Annotated in this window: 17 protein-coding genes; 11 read left to right on the top strand and 6 right to left on the bottom strand. The window is 59.2% G+C overall.

All coding sequences use genetic code 11. The annotated features are described in order from the left end of the window. Positions 1-18: 18 nt before the first annotated feature. Positions 19-2,691 (top strand): glycosyl hydrolase 2 galactose-binding domain-containing protein, encoded by a 2,673-nt coding sequence (locus tag LJD29_RS04335; RefSeq protein ID WP_446744532.1) that lies wholly within the window; start codon positions 19-21, stop codon positions 2,689-2,691. A 16-nt stretch (positions 2,692-2,707) separates the two neighbouring features. On the opposite strand, the gene LJD29_RS04330 is transcribed toward LJD29_RS04335, so the two are convergent. From LJD29_RS04330 to LJD29_RS04310, 5 genes are all read right to left on the bottom strand, one after another. Next, positions 2,708-4,231 carry an ABC transporter substrate-binding protein gene (locus LJD29_RS04330; RefSeq protein ID WP_446744531.1) on the bottom strand — a complete coding sequence of 508 codons (1,524 nt, stop codon included), beginning with the start codon at positions 4,229-4,231 and terminating at the stop codon, positions 2,708-2,710. Continuing rightward, positions 4,224-5,384, bottom strand: coding sequence for an anhydro-N-acetylmuramic acid kinase (locus LJD29_RS04325; protein ID WP_446744530.1), 1,161 nt, complete (start codon positions 5,382-5,384; stop codon positions 4,224-4,226). The genes LJD29_RS04330 and LJD29_RS04325 overlap by 8 nt, the downstream gene beginning before the upstream one ends. Further along, positions 5,381-6,445 (bottom strand): beta-N-acetylhexosaminidase, encoded by a 1,065-nt coding sequence (gene nagZ, locus LJD29_RS04320; RefSeq protein ID WP_446744529.1) that lies wholly within the window; start codon positions 6,443-6,445, stop codon positions 5,381-5,383. The genes LJD29_RS04325 and nagZ overlap by 4 nt, the downstream gene beginning before the upstream one ends. Beyond that, positions 6,442-9,039: a DNA mismatch repair protein MutS gene (mutS, locus tag LJD29_RS04315; protein ID WP_446745875.1), complete on the bottom strand. Its 2,598-nt coding sequence runs from the start codon at positions 9,037-9,039 to the stop codon at positions 6,442-6,444. Before mutS ends, nagZ begins: the two co-directional genes overlap by 4 nt. Before the next feature lie 110 nt (positions 9,040-9,149). After that, entirely contained in the window at positions 9,150-9,410 is a 261-nt protein-coding gene (locus tag LJD29_RS04310) for a hypothetical protein (RefSeq protein ID WP_446744528.1), read from the bottom strand. Positions 9,411-9,606: 196 nt separating this feature from the next. On the opposite strand from LJD29_RS04310, the gene LJD29_RS04305 reads away from it, so the two are divergent. The 4 genes from LJD29_RS04305 to LJD29_RS04290 are packed head-to-tail and all read left to right on the top strand — an operon-like array spanning position 9,607 to position 13,439. Then, positions 9,607-10,425: a cytochrome C assembly family protein gene (locus LJD29_RS04305; protein WP_446744527.1), complete on the top strand. Its 819-nt coding sequence runs from the start codon at positions 9,607-9,609 to the stop codon at positions 10,423-10,425. After that, on the top strand, positions 10,422-11,741 hold the full coding sequence (gene hemA, locus LJD29_RS04300) for a glutamyl-tRNA reductase (RefSeq protein ID WP_446744526.1): 1,320 nt from the start codon (positions 10,422-10,424) through the stop codon (positions 11,739-11,741). The genes LJD29_RS04305 and hemA overlap by 4 nt, the downstream gene beginning before the upstream one ends. After that, a complete protein-coding gene (gene hemC, locus LJD29_RS04295; RefSeq protein WP_446744525.1) occupies positions 11,734-12,660 on the top strand; it encodes a hydroxymethylbilane synthase in 927 nt (308 codons plus the stop codon). The genes hemA and hemC overlap by 8 nt, the downstream gene beginning before the upstream one ends. Next, positions 12,657-13,439 carry a uroporphyrinogen-III synthase gene (locus tag LJD29_RS04290; RefSeq protein WP_446744524.1) on the top strand — a complete coding sequence of 261 codons (783 nt, stop codon included), beginning with the start codon at positions 12,657-12,659 and terminating at the stop codon, positions 13,437-13,439. The genes hemC and LJD29_RS04290 overlap by 4 nt, the downstream gene beginning before the upstream one ends. Here LJD29_RS04290 and nth read toward each other — a convergent pair. Beyond that, positions 13,436-14,161: an endonuclease III gene (gene nth, locus LJD29_RS04285; RefSeq protein WP_446744523.1), complete on the bottom strand. Its 726-nt coding sequence runs from the start codon at positions 14,159-14,161 to the stop codon at positions 13,436-13,438. The genes LJD29_RS04290 and nth overlap by 4 nt on opposite strands. 100 nt (positions 14,162-14,261) lie before the next feature. Between nth and LJD29_RS04280 the strand changes: the two genes are divergently transcribed. The 6 genes from LJD29_RS04280 (at position 14,262) to LJD29_RS04255 (ending at position 20,384) form a co-directional block, all read left to right on the top strand. Beyond that, positions 14,262-14,900, top strand: coding sequence for a DedA family protein (locus tag LJD29_RS04280; protein ID WP_446744522.1), 639 nt, complete (start codon positions 14,262-14,264; stop codon positions 14,898-14,900). A gap of 143 nt (positions 14,901-15,043) precedes the next feature. Continuing rightward, a complete protein-coding gene (locus tag LJD29_RS04275; protein ID WP_446744521.1) occupies positions 15,044-16,366 on the top strand; it encodes an inositol-3-phosphate synthase in 1,323 nt (440 codons plus the stop codon). Between the two features lie 122 nt (positions 16,367-16,488). Next, positions 16,489-17,496, top strand: a complete 1,008-nt coding sequence (gene hpnA / locus LJD29_RS04270) for a hopanoid-associated sugar epimerase (RefSeq protein WP_446744520.1) — start codon at positions 16,489-16,491, stop codon at positions 17,494-17,496. Then, positions 17,493-18,182, top strand: coding sequence for a phosphorylase family protein (locus tag LJD29_RS04265; protein WP_446744519.1), 690 nt, complete (start codon positions 17,493-17,495; stop codon positions 18,180-18,182). The genes hpnA and LJD29_RS04265 overlap by 4 nt, the downstream gene beginning before the upstream one ends. Before the next feature lie 65 nt (positions 18,183-18,247). Next, a complete protein-coding gene (locus tag LJD29_RS04260; protein WP_446744518.1) occupies positions 18,248-19,312 on the top strand; it encodes a zinc-dependent dehydrogenase in 1,065 nt (354 codons plus the stop codon). Between the two features lie 13 nt (positions 19,313-19,325). Further along, positions 19,326-20,384, top strand: a complete 1,059-nt coding sequence (locus LJD29_RS04255; protein ID WP_446744517.1) for a zinc-dependent alcohol dehydrogenase — start codon at positions 19,326-19,328, stop codon at positions 20,382-20,384. Positions 20,385-20,387 lie beyond the last annotated feature (3 nt).

The following is a 20,387-nucleotide window of genomic DNA, read 5'->3' as shown; positions in this document are numbered from 1 at the left end:
TCTGTTAGAAAGGCAGTCATGTTCCGCCGAACGGTTTTGACTGCCTGTCTCTCTTCCGCGCTCCTTTGCCTGAGCCTCTCCGCGCCCGCAATTCACGCCGAACAGACTCCTCTCCACGATGGCTGGACGCTTCAGTCTGCCTGCAAGCTGCAGGACGACGGCGCTGCCATCTCGAAGAATGCCTACAAACCGCAGGGCTGGTTCGCAACGCCGGTGCCTGCAACGGTGATGGCCGTGCAGGTCGCCTCCGGTGCGATCAAGGATCCGTACTACGGCATGAATATGCGGGAGATCCCCGGCGGCGACTATCCCTACGGCAAGGTTTTCTCGCGCCTGCCCATGCCGCAGGACAGCCCCTACCGCTGCGGCTGGTGGTATCGCAAGACCTTCGCCGTGCCCGCCACGGACAAGGGCAAGACGCTTTCGCTGCACTTCGGCGGCATCAACTACCGCGCCAACATCTGGGTGAACGGAAAGCAGATCGCCGACGACAGCAAGGTCGCCGGTGCCTACCGCACCTACGATTTTGATGTGACGGCGAATCTCGTCACGGGGCAGCAAAATACGGTTGCCGTTGAAACCTTCGCGCCGACCGAAAACGATCTCGGCATTAACTGGGTCGACTGGAACCCAGCTCCTCCGGACAAGGACATGGGCCTCTGGGGCGGCGTGAGCCTCGTGACCGATGGTCCAGTGGCATTGCGCTCTCCGCTGGTGACGACGCATTTTACCGACGACACGCTGAAGGAAGCCGACCTCTCCGTCTACGCAGAGCTGCATAACGCAACAGACCGCGCCATTCACGGCAAGATCAACGGAACCGTCGCCGGAGTCAGGATCGAACAGAGCGTAGACCTCGCGCCGAACGAAGACAAGAGCGTCGCCTTCTCGCCGGAGCAGTACGCGCAACTCAAGGTGAAGAACCCGCGAGTGTGGTGGCCCTACATGATGGGCAAGCCGAATCTCGAAACCGCGACACTGCGCTTTACCGAAGACGGAAGGATCTCGGACGAACAGACCGTGCGCTTCGGCATTCGCGAAGTGACATCCGATCTCACGGACAAGGGATATCGCCTCTTCAAGGTAAATGACAAGCCCATCCTCATCCGCGGCGCAGGCTGGTCGCAGGACATGCTGCTACGCGAGAATCCTGATCGCTTGCGCGACCAGCTCAAGCTTGTGAAGGACATGCATCTGAACACCATCCGCCTCGAGGGCAAGCTCGAGACAGAAGACTTCTTCCACCAGACCGACGAGCAGGGCATTCTCGTCATGCTCGGCTGGTGCTGCTGCGACCGCTGGGAGCAGTGGGACAAGTGGACGCCTGAAACGATGGACGTCGCCAAGGCCTCGCTCACTTCGCAGATGCTGCGCCTGCGCAGTCACGCCAGCTTGCTTGTATGGCTGAACGGCAGCGACAATCCTCCGCCTGCGAATGTCGAAAGCGCTTATCTTGCAATCGAGCAGCAGACGCACTGGCCGAATCCGACCATCTCCTCCGCCAGCGCCAAGACGACATCGGTCACGGGAAAGAGCGGCGTCAAGATGAGCGGCCCCTACGACTATGTCGGGCCATCGTACTGGCTGACCGATCCGGGCAAAGCCGGCGGAGCCTTCGGTTTCAACACGGAGACAGGACCCGGGCCTGCTCCGCCACAACTCAGTTCGCTGAAGAAGTTCATGCCTTCCGACCAGGTATGGCCGCCAAGCAAGGTCTGGCAGTATCACAGCGGCATCGGCGAGTTCGCGAAGATGGATATCTTCAACAGCGCGATGAAGACCACCTATGGCTCGGCCGATGCCCAGGCAGAGTATCTGCGCATTGCGCAGACCATGACCTACGATGCTGAGCGCGCCATGTTCGAGGCGTATGGGCGCAATAAGTACACCTCGACCGGCGTGATCCAGTGGATGCTCAACAATGCATGGCCCTCGATGATCTGGCACCTGTATGACTACTATCTCGATACAGGCGGTGGATATTTCGGCACGAAGAAGGCCTGCGAGCCGCTGCATATCCAGTATTCGTACGACGACCGCAGCGTATACGTCATCAACAGCACGTATGAACCCGCATCGCATCTCGAAGCATCGGTGAAAGTCTACGACCTCAAGATGAAAGAAGAGTTCGCCCAGGCCGATCGCATCGACGTAGCCGCGGATGGCGCACAGAAAACCTTCGCGATCCCTGAGTCTGCCTTCGCGGCTGATTCAAGCGTGCACTTCGTGCTGCTTGAGTTGAAAGATGCGGCTGGCAAGCTTGTGAGCCGCAACTTCTACTGGCTGCCGCAGAAGCCGACCGTGTGGGATTGGGAGAAATCGAACTGGCTGGTCACGTTGCCTCTGAAGCCTGAAGACATGAGCGCGCTGCGTTCGCTCCCTGCTGCGCACATCGAGGCGGAATCGCACCTGCTGCACTCGCAGGCCGGTGAAACCGTCGAGGTGCGACTGCACAATCCATCGAAGGCGCTCGCCTTCCAGGTCGCAGTGGCCGCGAAGTCGAAAGACGGAGAGGACATCACGCCGGTTCTCTGGTCAGACAACTATGTCGAACTGCTTCCCGGCGAGTCGATGACGCTGACCGCGCAACTTCCTCAGCATGTTGCAGGAGCCAGCATCGAGGTCAGCGGTTGGAACATCAATTCCTCAACGCTGCGTCTTGCCTCCGAAGTGCAGACGGCGAGCAGATAACCGGGCAGCGCCGAAGTCAGCGTGAGTTGTCTATGACTTCGGCGTCGCGCAGGAACTCATAGTTGCCCGACGGTGAAGTGTGCATATTGGTCAGGCGGCGATTGTGAACCAGCACCGTGTCGAGATACCAGAGGTTGATGGAAGGCAGATCGTGGGCTACTATCTGCTGCACTTTCACGTAGTCTGCGCGCTGATGCTGCTGGTCGCCCGACTGCGCGGCATCGTCCAGCAGCTTGTCCAACTCAGGATTGAGATAGTATCCACGGTTGCTGCCATGCGGCGGCAGACTCTCACGCGAGAAGGCGTAATGGAAGATGTCCGGCTGTTCGTTGCCGCCGATCCAGCGTGAGGGAGCCAGCTGGAAGGTGCCCTTCACAAGATCGGCATAAAAGGTCGCGAACTCATAGCTGCGAATGTCGAGCGCTATCCCGACTTGTGACAGCTGCTGTTGCATAATCACGGAGAGCAGGCGCGTCGTCTCGTCGGTAGAGGTCTTCATTCCAAGATGAAAACGAACGCCGTCTGCGCCGCGCTTGTATCCTGCGGCATCAAGCAGGGCATTCGCGCGCGCGGGATCGAAGGGGTGCTGCTCGGTATCGGCGGCCCATGCCCAGTGCTCGGGCGGCAACAGGCTCTCCGAGATGCGCGCCTGACCACGCAGCAACGTACGGATGATCAGTCGCCGGTCAATTGACAGCGCGATGGCCTGGCGAACCCGCTGGTCTTTCAGAATGGGATCGCGCATGTTGAAGACGACATAGTTGAGCACGGTGCCCGGACCAACTTCGACCACGAGGCGCGGAGACTTCTTTAAAGCCAGAACCGTGTCGGCGGGGAAGGCGTTGATGGCGACATCCGCCGACCCCTTCTGCAGTTCGAGCGCGCGAGTGGTCGCATCCGGCACGACGGCGAAGCGAACACGTTGAATCTTCGGAGGCGTGCGCCAGTAGTTCGCGGATCGCTCCACGATCACTTCGTTATCCACCTGCTGGCTAACGAAGCGGAATGGCCCGCTGCCGATGGGATGCCGCCAGAAGTCGCGTCCGCTGCCGTAGGGAACGATGCCGATGGCCCCGTCGCAGAGATTCCAGATCAGTCCTGGATCGGGCTTCGACTGGTGAATGATCACCGTCAGCGGATCGGGCGTGTCCACGCTTGAGATGTTGCGATAGGCCCCTGAGCGAATGGTGATGACAGTGCCGTTCGTCAGCGAATCGAGCGTCCACTTCACATCGCGCGAGGTGAGCGGCCGGCCATCCTGAAAATGCACGCCAGGATGGAGATGAAAGACGAGGGTGCGATTATCCGGTTGCTCCCACTTGTCGGCCAGCCAGGGACCAAGCCCGAAATGAGCATCGCGACGCAGCAGCGAATCGAAGATCAGCGGATCGATGCGCTCGGCCTGCGCATCGGTGCCAATGCGCGGATCGAGATTCGAGGGGCTGCTTTCAATCAGTACGGTCACCGTATTCGGATCAGGACGCGACGTACTACAGCCGGTCAGGAACATTGCAGTCAGCAGCCACGCAAGTTTACGCATAGCAGACTTCGCCAAGAATCGCCGGGCGCTTCGCTCCGGTAGCCGAAGGCAGATTGCCAGGAAGATGATGCCATGTCTGCCACGCCAGCAATGCAAACGCGACGGCTTCTTTTGCCTGCGAAGGCATACCTGCATCGTCGATAGTAGAAACAGAGCAGCCAAGAGGAGTGAGCTTCTGTTCGAGCAGCTGCATCAGTGTGCGGTTACGTGTGCCTCCACCGGAGGCGATAAAGTCGACGGGGCCGGTCATCTTTTTCTGCACAAAGCTGCTGTAGGCAAGTGCGATGCTCTCCGCGGCTAGAGCGGTCGCGGTAGCGATGGCGTCTTCCGGCTTTTTGCTTAACTTCTGACAGGCATTCAGAAAACTTGCGGCAAACTCTGCCCCATACTCTTCGCGTCCTGCTGATTTCGGCGGAGCTTCTTTGTAGTACGGCTTGCGCAGCTCGGTTGAAATGACCGGATCTAGGACCTTTCCGCTTCGTCCCACGCGGCCGTCGCGATCAAAATTTTTCTGGTAGAGCTTCTCCATCAGCTGATCGATCACCATGTTTCCCGGGCCAGTATCGAACGCGAAAAATTGACCTGGCTTTGCGCCTGCAGGCATCACGGTCAGGTTGCCGATGCCGCCGATGTTTTGCAAGACCCGCCCGCGCTTCGTATGTGCGAAGAGTACAGCGTCGAGTAGAGGCACGAGCGGCGCTCCCTGTCCTCCTGCGGCCATGTCGGCAGGGCGAAAGTTCGACACCACCGGAATCTTCATCTCCGCCGCGATCAGCGCCGGCTCGCCGAGCTGCCAGGTGCAGGCCATGCGTCGACCCGCGTAGAGCGAAGGCTTGCCTTGGTGATAGATCGTCTGCCCGTGGCATCCAACAAGGTCTGGCTTGACGCCGCTTTTGTCGACCGCTTCGCGCAATGCCTCGGCATAGGCGATGCCGAGCCGCCAGTTCAAACGGGCTAACTCCGCAGTGGAAATTTCGGGAGCATTCATCGAGGCGATGACCGCACGCCGCAGCGCTGCCGGATAGCCGGCCGAATGATGAGCAAGCAGCTTCATCTTCGGATAGCCGGATGAGGGCGAGATCTTCACCATTGCAACATCGACCCCGTCAGCAGAGGTGCCGCTCATCATGCCGGCTACGATCATTGCCTTCATTCCGAAACCTCGGCGGAGAACTTCTTCACGCTCTCGCGCAGCTTCGCGATCTGCGAAGCAGATGGTGGACACGGCATTCCTGCATCGAGATGCCGGTATTTGTGCTCGACGACTTTTTGCGCGGCTGTTTCCACCCGCTTGCGAAAGGCACTCGAACGTTCCGCCTCGCGTAACAACGCCTCGTAGCCGGCCAGAACCAGCGCGGGATCTTTGCAGATCTCGATCAGTTCCACGCCAGCCAGCACCGCGTGAACAACTGCCTCTTCCATCGGCATATGCTTGAGAATGCCGCCCATCTCCATGTCGTCCGAAACGACGAGCCCTGCAAAGCCGATGCGTTTCTTCAGGATGGTTGTGACCCAGTACGGAGAAACCGAGGCCGGAGTGTCATCCTTTGCCAGCGGATAAGTCGCATGCGAGATCATCATCATCGGAAGGCGCGGCTCGAGTGCGCGAAAGACCGCGAGGTCTTCGTTCCACAATTCTTTTGCCGAGCGCTGGATGTGCGGCGTCGCTTCGTGCGAATCGAGCGTGCCGGCGCCGAGCCCCGGAAAATGCTTACCGCATCCTAGAATGCCTTCGCTGTCGAGGCCATCGAGGAACGCCGAAGCATACTCAATCACTTCGTCCGCTTCCGGCGAGACAACACGTGTACGCATCACCTTCGATGAAATGGGCAGCGCGAGATCGAGAACCGGAGCGAGCGTCACATTGAATCCGAGAGCTTTTACTTCGCGGCCGATGAGCTTGCCATGCTTGACGTAGAGCGATCTGCGGCCGGAATTAAAGACCGCGGCAGCAGAGGGCATCGGAGCAATCGCGTCGCGCAGTCTGTCGACCAGTCCGCCTTCCACATCGACGCAGCGAAAGAGCGGAGCACCTGCGATCTCTGTCGTCTGTCGAAGAAGCTCGGCGGCCTGTGTAGGATCCGCAATGTTTCTGCGAAAGAGAATCACGCCACCCGGCCGGATCAGCCGCAGCCAGGCTTTTTCCATTGCTGTGAGTTGTTGTGCTTCGAGTCCTGCAATCAGCAGTTGCCCAACCTGCTCGCGTAGATTCATGCCTTACCGCTCCCGCCGCGAATTTCCGTCTTTAGTTCTTCCAGCAGGTTTAATGCCTGCAATGGAGTAAGCGAGTTCACATCGGTCTCTTCCAGCCGATCGAGGACCCGCTGCGAGATCGGCGTGAACATCGTCATCTGCATCGGAGCAGCTTCGGTCTCGACCGCAACATCGCGCCGCGCCGAACGCTCATGCTGCTTCAGCACCTGCCTTGCACGCTGAATCACCTGTGAAGGCAGGCCCGCGAGCCGTGCCACGTCGATACCGTAGCTCTTGTTCGCAGGGCCCTCTTCAATCGAATGTAGAAACACAATGCCCTGAGGAGATTCCTTTACGGCCACACGAAGATTCTTGAGCTTCTTCAACTCTTCGGCGAGGATCGTCAGCTCGTGATAATGCGTCGCAAAGAGCGTCCTTGCTCCCACATGTGCGTGCAGATATTCGACAGTGGCCCAAGCCAGCGCTAGTCCGTCGAAAGTCGACGTGCCACGGCCCATTTCGTCGAGCAGGATCAGGGAGCGATCGGTTGCGGTGTTGAGAATGGTCGCCGTCTCCATCATCTCAACCATGAAGGTCGAGCGCCCGCGCGCTACATTGTCGCTTGCGCCGATGCGCGTATACACGCGGTCGACAACGCCGTAACGCATGCGATCCGCGGGAACGAAGCTACCCATCTGCGCCATGATGGCCAATAGCGCCGCCTGCCGCAGATAGGTTGACTTGCCGCCCATGTTCGGACCGGTCAGCAGCAGCAGGCTCGGGCCAGCGGAGTCGAGATAAAGATCGTTTGGAATAAAGCGGCCTTCACCCGCGTTCTCCATCAGTTGCTCAATCACCGGATGTCGCCCGCCAACAATTTCGAGTACTGGCGAAGCGTCGAGAATTGGACGGCTGTAGTTGCGAAGAGAAGCCTGGTGCGCGAAGCCGGAGATGAGATCGATCTCCGCAACGACGGAACTTGTCTTGCGAATGCGTCCCGCGTGCTCTATGACGTTCCTGCGAAGCTCGCCAAAGATGCGCTTCTCGATTTCGACCGAGCGTTCCTGCGCTGTCAGAACTTTGACCTCGTATTCCTTCAGCTCGGGTGTCGTAAAGCGCTCCGCATTCACCAGTGTCTGCTTGCGTTCGTAGTCGGCGGGAACGTTCTTGCCCAGGTTCGACTTGGTGATCTCGATGTAATAACCGAAGACGGAATTGAAGCGGACCTTCAGCGAAGAGATTCCCGTTCGCTGCCGCTCGCGTTCTTCGATTGCCGCAATAGAGGAACGTCCGCTGTGGCTGATGGTTCGCAGCTCGTCCAGCTCTGCGTGGATGCCGATTGCGATCACGCCCCCATCTGCAAGGGTAAGCGGCGGCTCGGCAACAAGGGTGGTGGCAATTGCTGAAGAGAGATCCTCAAGCGGGTCCAGTCGTTCGCAGGCCATCTTCCAAAAGACTGATTCGAATGCCGCAGCATTTCCCTTCAACTGTGGAAGGTTCTGCATCGATGCGGCCAATGCCAGCAGGTCGCGCGGTCCAGCGCTGTCGAGCGAGATGCGAGCCAGCAATCGTTCCAGGTCGAGAATGCCGCTAAGGGAGCGGCGAACCTGTTCGCGCTTGATCAGGTCCTGCTTTGTCTCGGCAACGGCCTCATAGCGTTGCTCAATCGCAGCCGCATCCACCAGCGGACGAAGAATCGATGCGCGCAGCAGCCGCTTGCCCATCGGAGTCGCCTGGCAATCGAGCGCCCGGCAGAGTGTGGCATCTGCTCCGGCTTCATGAAAAATCGGGTCAAGCAGTTCCAGGTTGCGTACTGAGACCTGGTCGAGATGCATGTGCTGATTGCGTTCGTAGTAACGAATCGTGTCAACGTGCGCGGCATCGGTCTGCTGGGTCTGGCGGACGTAGTGGATGATCACGCCGGCTGCAATCGCTGCAACGGGATGTCCCGAAAAACCGAAGCCATCAAGCGATGTCGTTCCCATCTGCCGCTCGAGCAAAGGAAGAGCATAGTCCTTTGCGAAGGCCCAGTCTTCGAGCGGTGTTTTCGTTCGGATCTGGTCGCAGGCGGCGGAAATCTCGCGGCTGGTGTTCAGCAAGGCATTTGCCGTCGGCGCCAGCAATTCGCTCGGAGAGAGCTTGGCGAGCTCGTCGGCACACTGAGCGAGAGCGTTCGGCCCTGAAAACTCCGTTGCGCGAAAATCGCCGGTCGAAAGATCGAGATAGGCGAGGGCCGCAGTTTCACCCTGCACATGCAGTGCGGCAAGGTAGTTGTTCTCGCTCGATCCCAGCGCCGGGTCCATGGCTGTTCCTGGCGAAAGGACGCGTGTGACCTCGCGGCGAACGATCTTTTTCGTCAGCTTCGGGTCTTCCATCTGTTCGCAGATGGCCACGCGGTATCCCTTGCGCAGCAGGCGTGTGAGATACCCCTCCGCCGCATGGTAGGGAACGCCGCACATTGGCTGGGTCTTTTCGCGGTCGCGTGCGGTCAGTGTGATCTGGAGTTCGCGCGCGGCGACCTTGGCATCGTCATAGAACAGTTCGTAGAAGTCGCCCATGCGGAAAAACAGCAGGGCATTCGGATGCTGCTGCTTCGCCGCCCAATACTGGCGCATCAGCGGAGTTTGTTCGGCTTGCGTAGCGGGGAGAGGTGTAGAAATGTCAGACACGGGCTCAAGTCAGCATACCCCGAAGGGCACGCTGACGTGTAGTCCCGGAAGTACTGCTAGGCCGCCTTGCTGATGGAGTCCGAGCCGTGCTGTTTCACCATCTTGTTATAGGTCCCGATGATCAGGAACGGCGCAGCCCACTGGCCGATGAACAGGGCGGCATGGTCTTTGCCCGCAGCTTTGAGGCCAAGCGAGGTCACCATCGACGCAAGGGCGGCGCCCAGATAGAAGCTGCTTGGCACCTTGGCCGACTGGCTTTCGAGATACGAGCTAACCTGATCTTCTTCAATCTGTCCGGAATGTACGCGGTAATCCATGACTGTCTCCGTTTCTCGTGAATCGTTCGTTCTGGTCAGTGGGATGCGGACTGAAATAGCGGTTTTCCTGGGAGCGGAATCCCGCTTGCAGTGAGAGCGAAAGATTTTATCTGGATGTTCAGGAGGTCATCATTGACCCCAGGCCCCGCCAGAGGAAGCAAAGTTTATACTGAAAGTTGCCTTCGATTTTTTGATTATGTCCCTTGTATGGCTTCGAGTTGCGGCGTTTCTTTACGGACTGGCGTCAGTATCGGCGGTCGCCGCGCTACTTGGCCGTAGCCGGGAGGTCTGGCGCAGGATTTGCGTCCCCCTCGCGGTCACAGCGTGGCTCTTTCACCTGGTCGCCTCGGCGGAGATGCTGGTGGCCGCCCACCGCTGGATGCCGGTCGGCATGCACGAGGTCCAGTCGGTTCTTGCGCTGTTGATCGCCTCGGTCTTTCTGGCCATTGCGCTGCGCTATCGCACGCTTTCATTCGGCGTTTTCGCCCTGCCGCTCTCGGTGCTGCTCATCGTGGTGCCGGCGCTCGGGCCTGACAAATATACCTTCAGTTCACCGGTCATTCGCAGCGGATGGCTCTATCTGCACATCGCATCTCTGCTCATGGCCTATGCCACGCTTATCTTCAGCCTTGCAGCGAGCTTTCTTTATCTTCTGCAGGAGCGCCGGCTGAAAGACAAGCGTTCCCCAGGGTTCCTCGAATGGCTGCCGCCACTCGATACCATGGACCAGATCGCGCAAACTACGCTGATCATTGGGTTTTGCGCCATGACGCTGGGCCTGTTCGCCGGCTCCTTGATCGCCCAGGAACATTTCGGGTCGGCCTACTTCGCCGACCCTAAGGTGTTGCTCTCGTTCGTCATGTGGGGTCTGTACGCTGTCATGCTTTTTGTGCGGCGCAGCACCGGCCTTCGCGGGCGGCGCGCGGTTTACCTGTCATCCATTGTCTTCCTGGTGATGCTGTCGGTCTGGGCGGCCAATCTCCTCAGCTCCGTGCACAGGTTCAGCGCCTCATGAAGATTCTGCTCACGGGACTGAATCACAAGACCGCTCCGGTAGAGCTGCGCGAAAGGCTGGCTATCGCCCCTGAACGGCTTGCGGCGGAGACCGAGTCCCTGCTGAGTCACCCCGGAGTGCAAGAGGGCATGATCCTTTCCACCTGCAACCGCGTGGAGCTGCTGGTCTGTTACGACGAACGCGACCCGGAGCTGGGCACCTACCTGAACCGCCGATTCTCCGTCGACGCGGCGAAACTGCAGCCACATCTCTATCAGCACCGCGAGGGTGAGGCCATACGGCACCTTTTCCGCGTGGCATCGAGCCTTGACTCGATGGTGGTTGGCGAGCCGCAGATTCTCGGTCAAGTGAAGGAAGCTTATGCCGCCGCCCGCTCCGTCGGCGCGATCGGTGCCAATCTGGAACGCCTGCTGCAGGGCGCGTTCTCTGTCGCCAAAAAGGTCCGTTCTGAAACCCAGATCGGTTCGTCTTCTGTATCGATCGCCTCGGTCGCGGTTGGGTTGGCGCGAAAGATCTTCGGTTCGCTCGAAGGCAAGCGTGTGCTTCTTGTCGGCGCCGGGAAAATGAGTGAACTCGCCGCCCGCCACCTCATGCAGCAGGGCGCCGGTTCGCTGATGATCTCGAACCGTACCTATGAACGCGCCGTAGGGCTGGCTCAGAAGTTCAATGCCCATGTGATCCGCTTCGAAGATCTTGAAAAGCGCGCCGATGAGGCTGACATCGTCATTACTTCCACCGGGTCGTCAGAGTTCCTCTTTCGCACTCCGCACGCCCAGCAGTTCATGCACCGGCGCCGCAATCGGCCCATGTTCTTTATCGACATAGCCGTCCCTCGCGACGTCGATCCGTCCATGAACAAGCTCGATGGCATCTTTTTGTACGACATTGACGACCTGCAGTCCGTAGCCGCGGTCAATCTTTCAGACCGGTCCAGGGAAGCGCATCATGCCGAGGAGATTCTCGAAGAAGAATTCCTGCGCTACCGCCGCAGGCTCGACGCCCTCGACGTGGTGCCGACCCTCGTCAGTCTCCAGAGTTACGCTGAAGAGGTGCGCCAGGCAGAGCTGCGGCGAGCGCATTCACGTCTCAGTTCGCTCACGCCGGAGCAGTTTGCTGCCGTCGAAGCGGTCACCCGCGGGCTGGTAAACAAGTTTCTGCACCATCCTCTTCGCGCCCTGAAGGATGCAGCGGGGGCGGGTGACGCAGGTACGGTAGACGCCATCCGCTCAGCCTTCCAGCTTCCTGAAAGGCCCGAGGAGGTGGGCGGCATATCTCATCCTTCGCTGACCTCGACGAGAGAAAAATTTCATGAGTAATCCCACATCGCTTCGCATCGGTTCCCGTGGGTCGCAACTGGCGCTCTGGCAGGCCAACTTTGTCGCTGGCGAACTGCGTTCGCGCGGTCACGAAGTCTCAATTGAGATTATCCGCACAACCGGCGACGCCATGCAGCATCTGACCTTCGCGCAGGTCGGCTCAAAGGGCATGTTTACGAAAGAGATCGAAGAGGCGCTGGTCGAGCGCCGCATCGATCTTGCCGTGCACAGCCTCAAAGATCTTCCAACCACGCTGGCCGATCCGTTTGCGCTCGCCGCGATTCCGCCTCGCGCCGATGCCAGCGATGTTTTTCTCTCCGTCGATTACGAAAGCTTCGCCGCGCTACCGCAAGGGGCGCGCGTCGGCACCAGCAGCCTGCGCCGCCAGGCCCAGCTTCGTGCCCAGCGGAGCGATCTGCGTTACATCGAGTTTCGCGGCAACATCGACACCCGCCTGCGCAAGCTCTCAGAGGGGCTGGCCGACGCCATTATTCTCGCTGCGGCCGGTGTCGACCGGCTGGAACGTACCGAACTCCTGCGCGAGCGCTTTTCGCCGCTTATTCTGTGCCCGGCTGCCGGGCAGGGTGCGCTTGCTATAGAAACACGGGCGGGAGACGCCACAACCATTGATGCGCTGGCTTTTCTGGACGATGCCGCGACCCGTTTTGCCGTCACCGCCGAGCGCTCCGCGCTGGCTGCGCTCGGCGGAGGCTGCCAGGTTCCCATCGGCATCCACTGCGCTCCGGTTGGCAGCAGATACATGATTGCCGGGGTAGTCATCTCGCCCGATGGCTCGGCCACGGTTCGCGTAGAGCACGAATGTGTTCCCGCCGATTCGCCCGAAGCTGTAGGCGAACAACTCGCCGCCACCCTCATCGAGCAGGGCGCCGGCGATCTTCTGGAATCGCTGAGCGGGTGAGCGCCTTGCCACCGCTTGCGGGCAAGCGCATTCTCATCACCCGCGCCCGTCACCAGGCAGGCCAGTTCGCGCGCCTGCTGCAGGAACAGGGCGCTGAGACGATCGAAATCCCCGCAATCGAGATCGTTCCACCGCCGTCCTTTGATCGCCTCGATACCGCCCTCCGGACTCTCGCAGTTTATCGATGGATCGTAGTGACCAGCGCCAATGGCGCGCGGGCTATAGGGGATCGACTGCAAGTGCTGGGTCTGCAGCCATCCCTTTTTGTGCAGCAGAAGGTTGCAGCAATCGGCTCCGGAACGGCTGATAGCCTGCGCCAGCAGGGGATCCCGGTTGCTCTTACGCCGGGTGGATACGTCGCCGAGTCTTTGCTTGAAGCACTGGGTCAGCCGGAACCGGGCGACAGGATCCTCATTATCAGGGCCGAAGTGGCCCGCGATATCCTGCCCACGCAGCTGATTGCACGGGGAGCGGCCGTTGATGTCGCCGAGGCCTACAGCAACGTTGTTCCCGATGAGTCTGCCCGGGAGATAGCTACTCTGTTTGCCGCCGAACCTTCCGTCGATGCGGCGACGTTCACCAGCTCGTCTACCGTCTCGAATTTTTTCCACCTGCTCGATGCAGCGGAAATCATGCGTCCGGCAGGGCTTAAAGCCATCTCCATCGGGCCCGTGACCAGCAGAACTCTAAGGGAGCATGGGTGGGAGCCGGCAGCTGAGGCCGATCCGCATCATCTCGATGGACTTGTAGCCGCTACGATCTCTGCCTTGAAAGGCTAGTGACTGCTCCAGGTTTTGTCCGGAGCGTTGCAGAGGGTTTCCAGGCCGCATTCCACGCAGCGTGGCTTCCGCGCCACGCACACCTGGCGGCCATGGAAGATGACCTCGTGTGAAAAGGCGATCCAGTGGTCGGGAGGCAGGATTTTCATCAGGTCCTGCTCGACCTTCTTTGGTTCGGTCGCCTGGGTTAGCCCCAATCGTTTGGAAATACGCAGCACATGCGTGTCGACCACAACGCCCTCGGCGATTTCATAGGCTACCCCCAGCACCACATTTGCCGTCTTGCGCGCCGCTCCGGGAACGGTCAGCAACTCGTCCATCGTCTTCGGAACTTTGCCGCCGAAGACCTCGGTGATCCGCTTGGCTGCGCCAGAGATCGACTTGGCCTTGTTCCGGTAGAAACCGGTGGAACGAATTTCGTCTTCCAGTGCCGGCAGAGAGGCCTCAGCCATTGCCTTGGGTGTGGGAAACTTGCGGAAAAGTTCCGGGGTGACCATATTCACGCGCACATCGGTGCACTGGGCCGAGAGGATTGTGGCTACCAGCAGCTCCCAGGCGTTGCGGTGATGAAGTGCGCATTCCGCCTTCGGGTACATCTCGCTTAAACGGCGCAGGATCTCGGAGACCCGCTCGGGGGCCAGGTCTGCCTTTTTGCTCGGCTTTGCAGGGGATTTTTTTGCTCCGGCGAGAGTCCGGTTTACGCTGCTCTTCTTCGTTGCCATGGAAGCATTCTACGCAGGCGCTCCTGACAGAAAGAACTGAGGGCGAATGACCGCCGGAGATAACCGGGATCAAATGGCCATAACGTATACTTCGATTCGAATGACAGAGAAAATTCTCGCCATCCTGGCGCATTTCATCATCGCCACCATCTCTTCCACCGGCTACGCGGGCGTTGCCCTGCTTATGGGCATCGAGTCGATGTGCATCCCGCTACCGTCTGAGATCATTATGCCGTTCTCCGGCTATCTCGTTCATACCGGGAGACTTTCGCTGTTGGGCGTGGCGACGGCGGGGGCTATCGGCTGCAACCTCGGTTCTCTGATCGCTTATTGGATCGGCGCCATCGGCGGCCGTCCTTTCATCATGAAATATGGCCGGTTCGTGCTGCTCGATCATCGCGACCTCGACCGCGCCGAGCATTTCTTCTCGAAGTACGGTTCCATCACGGTTTTTGTAGGCCGTCTCCTTCCGGTGGTTCGCACGTTCATCGCTCTGCCCGCTGGAATCGCCCGCATGAACCAGCTTCGCTTCCATATCTATACGTTTCTCGGTTCCTGGCCGTGGTGCTTTTTGCTGGCGTACGCGGGAATGAAGCTTGGACAGGCATGGGAGACGAATCCGGCATTCAAGACTGCCTTCCACCGTTTCCATACGGTTGTTGTCGTATTACTCCTGGTCGCAGTCGTCTGGTTCGTGTGGTCTCACTGGAAGGATCGTGTCCGGCCCGATGCGGCCTGATCGTCCTTTAATGCTGTCTCTTCGCAGTTAAACCCTTGTTTCCCTCATTTGAGCCTTCGCGGTTTGCCAACCCTCTTCCTGAAGGGGGAAACTTAAGCCGTTGAAAAAACGCATACTTGCTCGAAGAGGAAGACAAGAAAGAGATGTCGAAGGAAAAGGCTGCGCAGATTCAGCCAGCAGAAGGAAAGCTGGGTGTCATGGTGGTCGGCATGGGTGCCGTCGCCACTACGTTGATTGCAGGTGTAGAAGCGGTTCGCAGGAACCTGGCAAAGCCGATAGGCGCGCTCACCCAGATGGGCACGATTCGCCTCGGTAAGCGAACAGAGAACAATACCCCGCTCATTAAGGACTTCGTACCGCTCGCATCGCTCGATGACATTGTCTTTACCGGGTGGGAGATCTTTCCGGAAGACATGTACGAAGCCGCCCAGCATGCGAATGTGCTCGATCGCGATCACCTGCAGACCATCAAGCCGTTTCTTGAATCGATCAAGCCGATGCCGGCGGTATTCGATCAGCACTATGTGAAGCGCCTCAACGGAACCCATGTCAAGCAGGGCAAGAGCAAGTGCGATCTCGCCCAGCAGGTGCGCGCCGACATTCAGCAGTTCAAATCGAAGGTTGAGCGCGCGGTCATGATCTGGACCGGCTCGACGGAAATCTTCCTTGAGCCGACCGCTGTACACCAGACGCTCGCAGCCTTCGAAAAAGGCCTGGTCGACGACGATCCGAGCATTGCTCCTTCGCAGATTTATGCCTACGCAGCGCTGAAGGAAGGCATTCCATTCGCCAACGGGGCGCCGAATCTCACCGTTGATTTGCCCTGCATGATCGAACTTTCGAAGCAGACCGGTGCACCGATCTGCGGCAAGGATTTCAAGACCGGCCAGACCTTCATCAAGACGGTTCTGGCTCCGGCCTTCAAGTCGCGCATGCTGGGCGTCTCCGGCTGGTATTCGACCAACATCCTAGGCAACCGCGACGGCGAGGTGCTCGACGATCCTGAGTCCTTCAAGACGAAGGAAGAGTCGAAGCTGGGTGTGCTCGACTACATCCTGCAGCCGGAGCTCTACCCCGACCTTTATAAGGACATCTACCACAAGGTCCGCATCAACTATTACCCGCCGCGCGGCGATAACAAGGAAGGCTGGGACAACATCGACATCTTCGGATGGCTCGGTTACCCCATGCAGATCAAGGTCGATTTTCTCTGCCGCGACTCGATCCTTGCCGCTCCGCTGGCGCTCGACCTGGTGCTCTTCCTCGATCTCGCCCAGCGCACACCGGAGTTGAAGCACCTCGGCATCCAGGAATGGTTGAGCTTCTACTTCAAGTCGCCGCAGAGCGCGGAAGGTCTGTATCCGGAACACGATCTGTTCATCCAGCTGATGAAGCTGAAGAACACGTTGCGCCATATCCAGGGCGAAGAGCTCATCACCCACCTTGGGCTTGAGTATTACGACTAAGAATTGACGGAGGCGTGGAGCAAAGAGGAAGGATCGAAAGATCCTTCCTCTTTCGCTTGCAGGGAAAGGATTTATAGGACTCGTATTCCCGTAAGATAGAAGGCGATAGCAACGACTGCACGATGAAGATTTTTCTTACCGGCGCTACCGGATTTGTGGGAAGCCATGTCGCCAGAAAACTGGCCGGCCAGGGAGCCGACCTCCGCCTGCTTGTGCGCAAGAGCAGCAACCTGGCGAACATCGAAGGGATTCGCGGGGAAACCGTAGTCGGCGACCTGCTGAAACCGGAGAGCATGCGTTCGGCGGTTCAGGGCTGCGACGCACTGATGCACGTCGCGGCAGATTACCGTCTCTGGGTGAAAGACCCGGCCACAATGTACGCCGCGAACGTCGAAGGCACGCGCGGACTACTACGGCTGGCAGGGGAAGAGGGTGTGCGCCGCATCGTCTATACATCGAGCGTCGCCACCATGGGATTCAAGAGCGACGGTACCATCGTGGACGAGACGACCCCGGTCAGCCTGTCGGATATGGTCGGGCACTATAAGCGGTCCAAGTTTATGGCCGAACAGGTAGCCATCGAAGCGGCTCGCGCAGGCCAGCCGGTCGTCCTGCTCAACCCGACGACGCCCATTGGCGCTATGGACTTAAAGCCAACGCCGACCGGCAGAATCATTGTCGATTTCCTGAACCGTAAGTTTCCAGCCTATGTTGACACGGGCCTTAATCTTGTCGATGTAACGGAGGTAGCTGCCACTCATGTGGCGGCGCTCGAGGTCGGACGTTTCGGGGAGCGCTATATTCTTGGTGGTGAGAATCTCACGCTGAAGCAGATTCTGGACAAAATGTCAGCGATTACCGGTCTGCCGTCGCCATCGATCAAGGTTCCGCATGCTGTTGCGATGATCTTTGCCTGTTTTGACGAATTGATCACTGGGCGGATGCGCGGGCTCGAACCGCGGGCGACGGTCGAAGCCGTGCGCATGGGGCGCAAGAAGATGTTTGCCTCTTCCGCCAAGGCGCAGCGTGAATTGGGCTTCCGCATCGTACCCGTATATTCGGCTTTGCGCGCAGCTATCGATTGGTTTCGCAAGAACGGTTACGCCCCACCCGAGGAGAAGACGCGATGAAAAAGCTTGCCATAATTGCCGCCCTCGAAGACGAACTGCAGCCTCTGGTAAAAAGCGGCTGGACAAAGACCGGTGACCGCAGCTGGACCGGGCATATTGGTGGAGTGCCAGCCATCGCGATTGCCGGCGGCATGGGCGCGGCTGCGGCTACGAAAGCAGCTGTCCAGGCGCTGGAATTCTCGCCGGACGCGCTGATCTCTTACGGCTGGGCCGGGGCGCTCACCTGCGCGGTAAAGCCGGGAGCTGTTTGCATGGCGAATGAGATCGTCGATGTGACCACCGGCGAACACTATCCGACGGCCTCGCGAGACGGTTTTCGCATCCTCACGCTTAACCACGTCGCTCTGGCAAACGAAAAGCGAGCGCTCGCAGGAGAGCACAAGAGCGTTGTGGCGGAGATGGAAGCCGCGGCGGTAGCGAGAGTCGCGGCAAAGAATGGACTTACGTTCTACTGCATGAAGGGCATATCCGACGGCTACACGGATAAGCTGCCTGATTTCAATAAGTTCATGACACCGGACGGCCAGCTGAACATGGGCGGGCTGGTGTTCTACGCGGCTCTCCGTCCTGCTTACTGGCCGGCGCTGTTGCGCCTGGGCCGCCAGAGCAAGGCGGCCGCGACCGGACTTGCCGCTGAACTCGACCGGTTCGTAGCCGCGCATCAAAAAGAAATCGCCGTCATCTAAACAATTGCATGTCTTCCGCATCCCAAGTTAGTTCTGTTCTCGATTTCGCCGGAGTTCCGGCGACCATGCGCGCTGCCGTTTATCGCGGCGTCAATGATGTCCGTGTTGAAACCGTCCCGGTGCCGGCAATCGGTCCGGACGAAGTACTTATCCGCGTAGCCGCCTGTGGCATCTGCGGCACGGATCTCAAGAAAATCCACACTGGCTCGCACTCTGCGCCACGTATCTTTGGCCACGAAACTGCCGGAACCATTGCCGCGGTTGGCGAACGGGTGCAGGGCTTTTCCGTGGGAGACCGCGTCATGGTTTTCCATCACATCCCCTGCGGGCACTGCTATTACTGCCGCAAGAAGACCTTCGCGCAGTGCGAGGTCTATAAGAAGGTGGGTTGCACGGCCGGCTTCGAGCCCTCGGGCGGTGGTTTCGCGGAATACGTTCGCGTGATGGACTGGATCGTGCGCCGTGGGCTGGTGAAGATTCCTGATGGGGTGCCTTTCGAGCAGGCTGCCTTCGTCGAGCCCGTGAACACCTGCTTTAAGGCGGTCCGTAACCTGGCGCTTGAGCCGGACGAAACTGTCCTGGTGATCGGGCAGGGGCCCATAGGCATCCTGCTGGCATCGTTGGCTGCACAGACAGGAGCCAAGGTTTTAACTTCCGACCTGTTTCCTGAACGTCACCGGATTGCCGCCGAGTTCGGTTTGCGTCATCCCATCGACGCGGGCAAGGAAGATGTAGTCGCGGTGGCGCATGCGGCCAGTGAAGGTCGCGGGGCCGATGCTGTAATCCTGGCCGTCGGCGGAAACGCGTTGATCAAGACGGCTATGAATGCGGCGCGTCCCGGGGGAAGGGTACTGCTCTTTGCCCAGACCCAGCATGGCGACGCGGTAATCGACCCGGCGGATATCTGCATGGAAGAGAAATCGCTGATCGGCTCCTATAGCGCTTCGGAAGAGATTCAGGACGAGGGTGCGGCGCTGGTTTTCGATGGTTACCGGAATGGGTTCGATCTTACGAGACTGGTATCGCACCGTTTTTCGCTCGAAGACGCTGTCGCTGCAATCGAACTGGCTTCAAATCCCGGACCGGATTCGATGAAGATCTTCATCGAACCGAACCTGGCGCAAGTCTGAGAAAATAAAAGTAATGACACAGGAAATGACAGCGGCTGTTCTTTACGGCCGGGAAGATGTGCGCATCGAGCGCTTGCCTGTTCCAACGGCAGGTCCCAGTGAGATTGTTGTGCGCGTGCATGCGGCACTGACCTGTGGCACCGATCTGAAGGTATACCGGCGCGGCTACCACGCGAAGATGCTGACGCCGCCGATTCCGTTCGGCCATGAGTTAGCGGGAATCGTCGCCGAGGTAGGTGACGGAGTGACGCGCTTTCGCACCGGTGACCGGGTGGTCGCGCTCAATTCGGCTCCGTGCGATCATTGCTTCTTCTGCCTGCGCCATCAGCAGAACCTCTGCGAAGATCTGCTCTTCAACAATGGAGCCTATGCCGAATACATTCGCATTCCGGCCCGCATTGTCGAGAAAAATACCCTGCTTATTCCCGAAGGCGTTCCGTTCGAACATGCCGCGCTCGCAGAGCCGCTTGCCTGCGTGATTCGCGGCCTCGAAGAGAGCGCGCCACGGCTTGCCGACCGCATGGTGGTGATTGGCGCCGGGCCGATCGGGCTGATGTTCATGCATGCCGCCGAACTGGCGGGCGTGCATGTCACGGCCATTGTGAAGCGCGCCGCTCAGATCGAAGCTGCAAGGACTTTCGGCGCGAAAGAGGTCATAGATATCAGCGCCGTGGAAGATCCGATCGCCGCGGCTCGCGCTGTTACGCCAGATGGCCGCGGATTCGATATCGCCATAGAGGCAGTCGCAACTCCGGCGACGTGGCAGTGGGCGGTCGACCTGGTTCGCAAGGGTGGAACGGTAAATTTCTTCGGCGGTCCTCCGTCGGGGACCAAAGTGGAACTGGATACCAACCAGCTTCATTACAACGACATCACGCTGAAGGCCAGCTTTCATCACACTCCGGCAACGGTTCGCACCGCCTTTGATCTGATCTGCAGCGGCCGTTTCAAGTGCCGCGAATACATCACCGGACGTGCGCCTCTATCCTCCGTGCCCGAAGTGTTCCATAATTTTCTGCATCGCGTTTCCACGCAGGCCGCGAACGATATCAAGACCGCAATCATTCCCTGAAAG

Source organism: Silvibacterium acidisoli (assembly GCA_022870745.1).
Taxonomy (GTDB): Bacteria; Acidobacteriota; Terriglobia; order Terriglobales; family Acidobacteriaceae; genus Silvibacterium.
The sequence above is the reverse complement of the archived record's forward strand: the minus strand, read 5'-3'. Positions and strand labels throughout refer to the sequence as shown.